Source organism: Enterobacter cloacae complex sp. 2022EL-00981 (assembly GCF_028737495.1).
GTDB lineage: Bacteria > Pseudomonadota > Gammaproteobacteria > Enterobacterales > Enterobacteriaceae > Enterobacter > Enterobacter cloacae.
Map to the genome: position 1 here is coordinate 271,619 of NZ_JAQZRK010000004.1, position 7,330 is coordinate 278,948.

The window sequence follows — 7,330 nt, forward strand, 5'->3', positions numbered from 1 at the left end:
TGCACGACGGCGGCCCCCTTTTATCCGCATTCAGGAGAAAATAATGCCCACAAAAATCGTGATTAAAAAGAACACGTATTTTGACTCCGTCTCATTAATGTCCGTTTCCACCAAAGCCAATAAATTGCCAGGCGTTGAACAGGCGTTTGTGGCGATGGCGACGGAAATGAACAAAGGCGTATTAAAAAACCTCGGGCTGTTAACGCCGGAATTAGAGGATGCAAAAAACGGCGATCTGATGATCGTCATTAAAGGCGACGCGGCCAATGATGAAACCCTGGCGGCGATTGAAGCGTTATTCACCCGAAAAGAGAGCGCGGGCACCCATGAAGCACGCTACGCGACTCTGGCCAGCGCGAAAGCCCACCGTCCCGACAGTAACCTGGCGGTGATTTCAGTAAACGGCATGTTTGCGGCACGCGAAGCGCGCAAGGCGCTTGAAAACGATCTCAACGTGATGCTCTTTTCCGATAACGTATCCCTCGACGATGAGCTGGCGCTCAAGCAGCTGGCGCACCAGAAAAGGCTGCTGATGATGGGGCCAGACTGCGGCACTGCCATCATCAACGGCGCAGGACTGTGCTTCGCCAACGCTGTACGCCGCGGGTCGACAGGCATTGTCGGGGCGTCCGGCACCGGTAGCCAGGAGCTGAGCGTGCGCATTCATGAATTTGGCGGCGGGGTATCGCAGCTGATTGGCACCGGCGGGCGCGATCTCAGTGAAAAAATCGGTGGTCTGATGATGCTCGACGCCATCGACATGCTGGAGGCCGACGATGCCACCCAGGTCATCGCGCTGATCTCCAAACCGCCAGCGCCAGCGGTGGCAGAAAAGGTGCTGGCGCGTGCCCGGGCCTGTCGCAAACCCGTCATCGCCTGCTTCCTTGGACGCAACGAACCGCCCGCCGATGAAGACGGTCTGCAGTTCGCCCGCGGCACCAAAGAGGCGGCCCTGAAGGCCGTGCTGCTCACCGGTATCAACAAAGCGTCCCTTGACCTGCATCCGCTCAACTGGCCCCTGATTGAAGAGGTGCGCGCCCGTCTCACTCCGCAGCAGAAATACATTCGCGGTCTGTTCTGTGGCGGCACCCTGTGTGATGAAGCGATGTTCGCCGCGCTTGAGAAGTACGACGACGTCTACAGCAACATTCAGCCCGATCCGGCGAAACGCCTGCGCGACATTAACGTCAGCCAGGCTCACACCTTCCTCGATTTTGGGGATGACGATTTCACCAACGGCAAACCGCACCCGATGATCGACCCGACCAACCGCATCAGCCGCCTGCTGCAGGAGGCGCGCGATCCGGAAGTGGGCGTAATTGTGATGGACTTCGTGCTGGGCTTTGGCGCGCATGAGGATCCGGTCGGCGTGATGCTCGATGCCATTAAAGAGGCGCAGGCGATTGCGAAAGCCGATAACCGTCCGCTGGAGATCCTCGGCTACGTGTTGGGCACCGACCAGGATCCCCAGTCGCTGGCGCAGCAGTGCCAGCTTCTGACCGATGCCGGCGTGATCTGGGCCAGCAGCAGTACTAACACCGGATTACTGGCACGCGAATTTGTCTGCAAAGGGGAGAACGCCTGATGACCACCTTATTCAACCAACCGCTGAACGTCATTAACGTCGGTATTGCGCTGTTCAGTGACGATCTTAAAAAACAGCACGTCCCCGTCACCCAGCTCGACTGGGCACCGCCGGGGCAGGGAAATATGCAGATCGTCGAAGCGCTCGACCAGCTGGCCGCGGAGCCGCTGGCAGAGAAGATCGCTGCCGCCAACAAGATTGCGCTGGAGCGCATCATTCAGTCCCACCCGGTGCTGGTGGGGTACGACCAGGCGATTAACGTTGTGCCGGGGATGACCCGTACCACCATTCTGCATGCCGGTCCTCCGGTGAGCTGGGAAAATATGTGTGGCGCGATGAAAGGCGCTGTCACCGGCGCGCTGGTGTTTGAAGGGCTGGCGAACGATCTGGAGGAGGCGGCAAGGCTGGCGGCTTCAGGCGACATCACCTTCTCGCCGTGCCACGAGCACGACTGCGTGGGCTCGATGGCGGGCGTTACCTCCGCGTCGATGTTTATGCATATCGTTGAGAATAAAACCTACGGCAACCGCGCCTACACCAACCTCAGCGAGCAGATGGCGAAGATCCTGCGCATGGGCGCCAACGACCAGAGCGTCATCGACCGTCTGAACTGGATGCGCGATGTGCTTGGCCCGATGCTGCGCGACGCCATGAAGATTATCGGCGAAATCGATCTGCGCCTGATGCTGGCTCAGGCGCTGCACATGGGTGACGAATGCCACAACCGCAACAACGCGGGCACCACACTGCTGATCCAGGCGCTGACGCCGGGGCTGATCCAGGCGGGCTATCCGGTGGCGCAGCAGCGCGAGGTATTTGAGTTTGTCGCCAGCAGCGACTACTTCTCCGGCCCGACGTGGATGGCGATGTGTAAGGCCGCGCTGGACGCCGCCCACGGCATTGAGTACAGCACCGTGGTCACCACCATGGCGCGTAACGGCTACGAGTTTGGTCTGCGCGTCTCTGGCCTGCCAGGGCAGTGGTTCACCGGCCCGGCGCAGCAGGTGATTGGCCCGATGTTCGCGGGTTACAAGCCGGAAGACTCCGGGCTGGATATCGGCGATAGCGCCATCACGGAAACCTACGGTATCGGCGGCTTTGCGATGGCGACGGCCCCGGCGATTGTCGCGCTGGTGGGCGGCACGGTGGAAGAGGCCATCGACTTCTCCCGCCAGATGCGCGAAATCACCCTCGGTGAAAACCCGAACGTCACCATTCCGCTGCTGTCGTTTATGGGCATTCCAACCGCCATCGACATCACCCGAGTCGCAGGCAGCGGCATTCTGCCGGTGATTAACACAGCCATTGCCCACAAAGACGCCGGTATTGGCATGATTGGCGCGGGCATTGTGCACCCGCCGTTTAGCTGTTTTGAAAAGGCGCTGTTGACCTTCCGCGATCGCTACTTTTTATAAGGCAAGCATCCATGAAAAACATGAAACTGGAGTGGAAAAGAGGTGACTGGGCGGCATATTTCGGGTTGATGACCAACAACCTGACCAATTTGCTGACCATGATGGGGTTGCTCATTTTTGTCGTCGGCATCCCGAAGGAGATTGTTTATGGACGCATCGCGCCGGCCTTCGGGCTGGCGGTGCTGGTGGCGAGCGTCTGCTACGCGTGGTTTGGCCTGCAGATGGCGCGCGCCACCGGACGGACGGACGTCACCGCGCTGCCCTCTGGCCCGAGCGCGCCGTCGATTTTTACCGTTACTTTTCTGGTCCTGATGCCGGTCTACCAGCAAACCGGTGACGCGGATTTTGCCATTCAGATCGGTCTGGTGTGGTGCTTTGTCGAGGCGATGATTCTGGCGGGCGGCTCTTTCCTGGGGGAGACCATCCGCAAGATGATCCCGCGTACCGTGCTGCTCTCGTGTCTGTCGGGCCTGGGCCTGCTGTTGCTGGCGATGAACCCGATGCTGCAGGCGTTTGAAGCGCCCACCGTGTCGTTCATTGTGCTGCTGCTGATCTTCATTAACTGGTTCGGCAAAAAACCGATCTTCGCCAGGATCCCGACCGGTCTGCTGTTGTTGATTGCTGGCACGGTGTTAGCGTGGATCTCCGGCCTGCAAAGCCCGGAGGCAATCAAAGCCTCGATGTCCTCTTTCGGCTTTAACCCGCCCGAAGTCCATGTAGAAGGTTTCCTGCAGGGCTTGCCGCACGCGCTGCCGTACCTGGCGTCTGCCGTGCCGCTGGGGCTGGCGAACTACATCTTCGACCTGGAAAACATTGAAAGCGCCCACGCGGCGGGAGACGAGTACCCGACCCGCAAGGTAATGCTGGCGAACGGCCTGGCCTCCATGCTCGGCTGCCTGATGGGCAATCCGTTCCCGGTGACGGTCTATGTGGGTCATGCGGGCTGGAAAGCGATGGGCGCCAGCATCGGCTACACGCTGGCCTCCGGCGTGACCATGTTTATCGTGCCGCTGTTCGGGCTGGGGGCGTTTATGCTCGCCATCATTCCGATGACCGCCATCGTGCCGATCCTGGTGTTTATCGGCGTTGTCACCGCCAACCAGGTGGTGAGGGAAACGCCCAAAGTGGAGGTGCCCGTGATTTTCATCTGCCTGTTCCCGTGGATCGCCAACTGGGCGTTGACCATGATGAACAGCGTGATGGGCGCGGCGGGCACCAGCGCGGCGAAAATCGGCACCGACGTGCTGCACAGTAAAGGGATCTACTACGAGGGGCTGGTGCATCTGGGCAGCGGCGCACCGCTCGCCAGCATGCTGTGGGGCTGCATCGCCATCTTCGCCATTATCAACAAACCGCTGCGCGGCGCCGTTGCTGCCGCCGGTGGCGCACTGCTGGCGCTGTTTGGCGTGATCCACGCCCCGGTGGTGGGCTTTGCCGAAGGCAGTTCGCTGATGTTTGTGACGGCGTATCTGATGATGGGCGGCATGTTTGTGGTGAAGCATGTGCTGGATATCTCTGTTAATCCCCCTCTCCCTGTGGGAGAGGGCCGGGGTGAGGGCACCAGAACGCACCTTCTAAAGGAAACAAAATGAAAGAGCTTATGGTCGTCGCCATTGGCGGCAATAGCATTATCAAAGATAACGCCAGCCAGTCGGTTGAACATCAGGCGCAGGCGGTAAAGGCGGTGGCAGAGTCGGTGCTGGAGATGCTGGCCTCGGACTATGACATCGTGCTTACCCACGGCAACGGCCCCCAGGTGGGGCTGGATCTCCGCCGCGCCGAAATTGCTCACGAGCGGGAGGGACTGCCGCTCACGCCGCTGGCCAACTGCGTGGCGGATACGCAGGGCGGTATCGGCTACCTGATCCAGCAGGCGCTTAACAACCGCCTGTCTGCGCGCGGTGAGCAAAAAGCGGTCACCGTTGTCACTCAGGTGGAGGTGGATAAAAACGATCCCGGCTTTACGCACCCGACGAAACCGATCGGCGCGTTCTTCAGCGAGGCGCAGCGGGATGAACTACAAATCGCCCATCCGGACTGGCATTTCGTAGAAGACTCCGGTCGGGGCTATCGCCGCGTGGTGGCCTCACCCCAGCCGCTGCGGATTGTCGAATCGGAGGCCATCAAAACCCTGACGCAAAAAGGCTTTGTGGTGATCGGCGCGGGTGGCGGCGGGATCCCCGTTGTGCGCTCGGCGCAGGGCGATTACCAGAGCGTTGATGCGGTGATTGATAAAGATCTCTCCACCGCGCTGCTGGCGCGCGAGATCCGTGCCGACGTGCTGGTGATCACCACCGGGGTGGAGAAGGTGTGCGTCAACTTCGGCAAGCCGAATCAGCAGGCGCTGGACACGGTGAGCGTGGCGCAGATGACGCGTTACAAAGACGAGGGCCATTTCCCGGCGGGCAGCATGCTGCCCAAAATCGTCGCCTCGCTGGAATTTTTACGCCATGGCGGCAAGCGCGTGATCATCACCTCGCCAGACTGCCTGCCCGCCGCGCTGCGCGGGGAAACCGGTACCCATATTGTTAATGAAGGAAGATAAGATGAGTGAAAATAAAAGCCGCCGTGAATTTATCAGCCAGAGCGGCAAAATGGTCACCGCCTGTGCGCTGTTTGGCGCGACCGGCTCCGTCGCGTATGCTGCCGATTCCGCAAAACCAACCTGCGAGACGGGCAAACCGATGAACATCACCGCTAAACACTACTACCTGGACAACGTGCTGCTGGAGGCCGGATTTAACGTCGACGGCGGCGTGGCGACGAGCACCCGCACCGAGCTGAAAACGCTGGAGATCAAAGACGGGAAAATTGTCGCCCTGCGGGATAACAAAAGTCACGCGGACGCCACCCTGCCGCACTATGACGCAGGCGGCAAGCTGATGCTCCCGGCGATGCGCGATATGCACATTCACCTGGATAAAACCTTCTACGGCGGCCCGTGGCGTTCGCTCAACCGCCCGGCGGGCACAACCATTCAGGATATGATCCGCCTTGAGCAGAAGCTGCTCCCCGAACTCCAGCCTTATACCCAGGAGCGCGCCGAAAAGCTGATCGATTTGATCCAGTCGAAAGGCTCCACCCTCGCCCGCAGCCACTGCAATATTGAGCCGGTCTCGGGCCTGAAGAATCTCGAGAACCTGCAGGCGGTGCTGGCGCGTCGCAAGCCCGGATTTGACTGCGAGATCGTGGCGTTTCCACAGCACGGCCTGCTGCTGTCGAATTCCGAAAAGCTGATGCGCGAGGCGATGCAGGCCGGGGCGCACTACGTGGGCGGGCTGGACCCAACCAACGTTGACGGGGCGATGGAGAAATCTCTCGACACCATGTTCCAGATTGCGCTGGATTATGACAAAGGGGTGGATATTCACCTGCACGAAACCAGCCCGGCGGGCGTGGCGGCGGTGAACTACATGGTCGAAACCGTGGAGAAAACCCCGCAACTGAAGGGCAAACTGACCATCAGCCACGCCTTTGCGCTGGCCACGCTCAACGAGCAGCAGGTGGACGAGATTGCCACCCGCATGGCGGCGCAGCAGGTGACTATCGCCTCCACCGTGCCGATTGGCACCCTGCATATGCCGCTGAAGCAGCTGCGCGATAAGGGCGTGTTTGTGATGACCGGCACCGACAGCGTGATCGACCACTGGTCGCCGTACGGCCTGGGGGACATGCTGGAAAAAGCGAATCTCTACGCCCAGCTCTATATCCGCCCTAATGAGCAGACGCTGTCCCGCGCTTTAGGTATTGCGACCGGTGACGTACTGCCGCTGAACGACAAAGGTGAACGCGTCTGGCCGAAAGCGCAGGACGACGCCAGCTTTGTGCTGGTGGACGCCTCCTGTTCCGCCGAGGCGGTGGCGCGCATATCTCCGCGCACCGCGACCTTCCATAAGGGGAACCTTGTCTGGGGCACAGTGGGTTGATGTGCATTTCTCCCTCTCCCGGTGGGAGAGGGGTGGGGTGAGGGCAACAGGCCGCAGATTTTGTAGATACTGTTATGCCACGCAAGCATTTTTCTCGTGCAGTGTGGCATCGAACGGGCGTCCTGATTTCAGGACGCCATACGCCACCTGCGCCAGCTTACGCATCATTGCTCCGATTATCAGCTTCGCACCCTTACCGTTATTTTCCAGACGACTCCTGAACGCTTTTCCCCACTCCGTTTTGTACAGCGCCACCATCGCGGGCATATACAGCGCTCTGCGAAGCGAGACATGTCCTGCCTTACTCATCCTGCTTGCCCTGTTTATGCTGCTTCCGGATTCATGCTGACGCGGTGTCAGCCCCGCGAACGCCGCGAACTGCCTCGCCTGACCGAACCTGTCCT

Annotated in this window: 6 protein-coding genes; 5 read left to right on the forward strand and 1 reads right to left on the reverse strand. The window is 60.1% G+C overall.

The genetic code is table 11. The features are described from left to right. The first annotated feature begins 43 nt into the window (after window positions 1-43). From fdrA to PUZ33_RS06355, 5 genes are read left to right on the forward strand one after another with little or no spacing between them, the layout of a single operon-like run. Entirely contained in the window at window positions 44-1,585 is a 1,542-nt protein-coding gene (gene fdrA / locus PUZ33_RS06335; RefSeq protein WP_062676657.1) for an acyl-CoA synthetase FdrA, read from the forward strand. Next, window positions 1,585-3,000, forward strand: a complete 1,416-nt coding sequence (locus tag PUZ33_RS06340) for a DUF1116 domain-containing protein (protein WP_013098406.1) — start codon at window positions 1,585-1,587, stop codon at window positions 2,998-3,000. The genes fdrA and PUZ33_RS06340 overlap by 1 nt, the downstream gene beginning before the upstream one ends. A gap of 11 nt (window positions 3,001-3,011) precedes the next feature. Next, window positions 3,012-4,592 (forward strand): xanthine permease, encoded by a 1,581-nt coding sequence (locus tag PUZ33_RS06345; protein WP_013098405.1) that lies wholly within the window; start codon window positions 3,012-3,014, stop codon window positions 4,590-4,592. Beyond that, a complete protein-coding gene (locus PUZ33_RS06350; RefSeq protein ID WP_058680909.1) occupies window positions 4,589-5,545 on the forward strand; it encodes a carbamate kinase family protein in 957 nt (318 codons plus the stop codon). The genes PUZ33_RS06345 and PUZ33_RS06350 overlap by 4 nt, the downstream gene beginning before the upstream one ends. 1 nt (window position 5,546) lies before the next feature. Further along, entirely contained in the window at window positions 5,547-6,926 is a 1,380-nt protein-coding gene (locus tag PUZ33_RS06355) for an amidohydrolase family protein (RefSeq protein WP_013098403.1), read from the forward strand. Window positions 6,927-6,998: 72 nt separating this feature from the next. On the opposite strand, the gene PUZ33_RS06360 is transcribed toward PUZ33_RS06355, so the two are convergent. Continuing rightward, a partial coding sequence (locus tag PUZ33_RS06360) for a transposase (protein WP_274205308.1) occupies window positions 6,999-7,330 on the reverse strand: 332 nt, incomplete at its 5' end.

Excerpts from the sequence above, each read along its gene's own strand:
- PUZ33_RS06350 (WP_058680909.1), top strand. The coding sequence starts at position 4,589 with ATGAAAGAGCTTATGGTCGTCGCCATTGGCGGCAATAGCATTATCAAA.
- PUZ33_RS06355 (WP_013098403.1), top strand. The coding sequence starts at position 5,547 with ATGAGTGAAAATAAAAGCCGCCGTGAATTTATCAGCCAGAGCGGCAAA.
- PUZ33_RS06345 (WP_013098405.1), top strand. The coding sequence starts at position 3,012 with ATGAAAAACATGAAACTGGAGTGGAAAAGAGGTGACTGGGCGGCATAT.
- PUZ33_RS06340 (WP_013098406.1), top strand. The coding sequence starts at position 1,585 with ATGACCACCTTATTCAACCAACCGCTGAACGTCATTAACGTCGGTATT.
- fdrA (WP_062676657.1), top strand. The coding sequence starts at position 44 with ATGCCCACAAAAATCGTGATTAAAAAGAACACGTATTTTGACTCCGTC.